The organism is Salinicola sp. 4072, from assembly GCF_036663415.1.
GTDB classification, from domain to species: Bacteria; Pseudomonadota; Gammaproteobacteria; order Pseudomonadales; family Halomonadaceae; genus Salinicola; species Salinicola salarius_A.
In genome coordinates, this window is sequence record NZ_JAXOVV010000064.1 from 1 (window position 1) to 1,861 (window position 1,861).

1 tRNA gene and 1 rRNA gene are annotated in these 1,861 nt (G+C 55.1%); both read right to left on the bottom strand.

Annotation, left to right across the window (positions count from 1 at the left end):
* Nucleotides 1–6: 6 nt before the first annotated feature.
* A tRNA-Ile gene (locus R3F72_RS18420) sits at nt 7–83 on the bottom strand.
* Between the two features lie 67 nt (nt 84–150).
* Nucleotides 151–1,691 (bottom strand): 16S ribosomal RNA (locus R3F72_RS18425).
* Nucleotides 1,692–1,861 lie beyond the last annotated feature (170 nt).

A 1,861-nucleotide genomic window follows, 5' to 3' on the forward strand; every position in this document is an offset into this window, starting at 1 on the left:
AAAATTTGGTGGGTCTGGGCAGACTCGAACTGCCGACCTCACCCTTATCAGGGGTGCGCTCTAACCAACTGAGCTACAGACCCAAACAGTCTTGCTCTGGCCGATCAGGTAATTGATTGTGAGCGCTTGAACCACGCTAAGCTAATCGTTTAAGGAGGTGATCCAGCCGCAGGTTCCCCTACGGCTACCTTGTTACGACTTCACCCCAGTCATGAACCACACCGTGGTGATCGCTCTCCCGAAGGTTAAGCTAACCACTTCTGGTGCAGTCCACTCCCATGGTGTGACGGGCGGTGTGTACAAGGCCCGGGAACGTATTCACCGTGACATTCTGATTCACGATTACTAGCGATTCCGACTTCACGGAGTCGAGTTGCAGACTCCGATCCGGACTGAGGCCGGCTTTCTGGGATTCGCTCCACCTCGCGGTCTCGCAACCCTTTGTACCGGCCATTGTAGCACGTGTGTAGCCCTACCCGTAAGGGCCATGATGACTTGACGTCGTCCCCACCTTCCTCCGGTTTGTCACCGGCAGTCTCCTTAGAGTTCCCGACATTACTCGCTGGCAAATAAGGACAAGGGTTGCGCTCGTTACGGGACTTAACCCAACATTTCACAACACGAGCTGACGACAGCCATGCAGCACCTGTCTCAGAGTTCCCGAAGGCACGAAGGCATCTCTGCCAACTTCTCTGGATGTCAAGGGTAGGTAAGGTTCTTCGCGTTGCATCGAATTAAACCACATGCTCCACCGCTTGTGCGGGCCCCCGTCAATTCATTTGAGTTTTAACCTTGCGGCCGTACTCCCCAGGCGGTCGACTTATCGCGTTAACTGCGCCACTAAGTCCTTAAAGGTCCCAACGGCTAGTCGACATCGTTTACGGCGTGGACTACCAGGGTATCTAATCCTGTTTGCTACCCACGCTTTCGCACCTCAGTGTCAGTGTCAGGCCAGAAGGCCGCCTTCGCCACTGGTATTCCTCCCGATCTCTACGCATTTCACCGCTACACCGGGAATTCTACCTTCCTCTCCTGCACTCTAGCCTGGCCGTTCCGGATGCCGTTCCCAGGTTGAGCCCGGGGCTTTCACAACCGGCGTGCCAAGCCACCTACGCGCGCTTTACGCCCAGTAATTCCGATTAACGCTCGCACCCTCCGTATTACCGCGGCTGCTGGCACGGAGTTAGCCGGTGCTTCTTCTGCGAGTGATGTCCTTCCTCTGAAGTATTAACCCAGAGGCTTTCTTCCTCGCTGAAAGTGCTTTACAACCCGAAAGCCTTCTTCACACACGCGGCATGGCTGGATCAGGCTTTCGCCCATTGTCCAATATTCCCCACTGCTGCCTCCCGTAGGAGTCTGGGCCGTGTCTCAGTCCCAGTGTGGCTGATCATCCTCTCAGACCAGCTACGGATCGTCGCCTTGGTAAGCCGTTACCTTACCAACTAGCTAATCCGACATAGGCTCATCCGATAGCGCAAGGTCCGAAGATCCCCTGCTTTCTCCCGTAGGACGTATGCGGTATTAGCGTGGGTTTCCCCACGTTATCCCCCACTACCGGGCAGATTCCTATGCATTACTCACCCGTCCGCCGCTCGCCACCAGGGAGCAAGCTCCCCGTGCTGCCGCTCGACTTGCATGTGTTAGGCCTGCCGCCAGCGTTCAATCTGAGCCATGATCAAACTCTTCAGTTTAAAGTCTGATAGCCCTTACTTCTCTCCATCCGAGGATGAAGCGAAAAGCGGACCAAACTTGGTTCAAGGTCAAACGAATCTTGACGAGTCGCTTGCCTCGATATGTCGTGACTGGCTGTCACGCGAGAACAAGCGCCCACATCAATTACCTGATCGATTGTTAAAGAGCG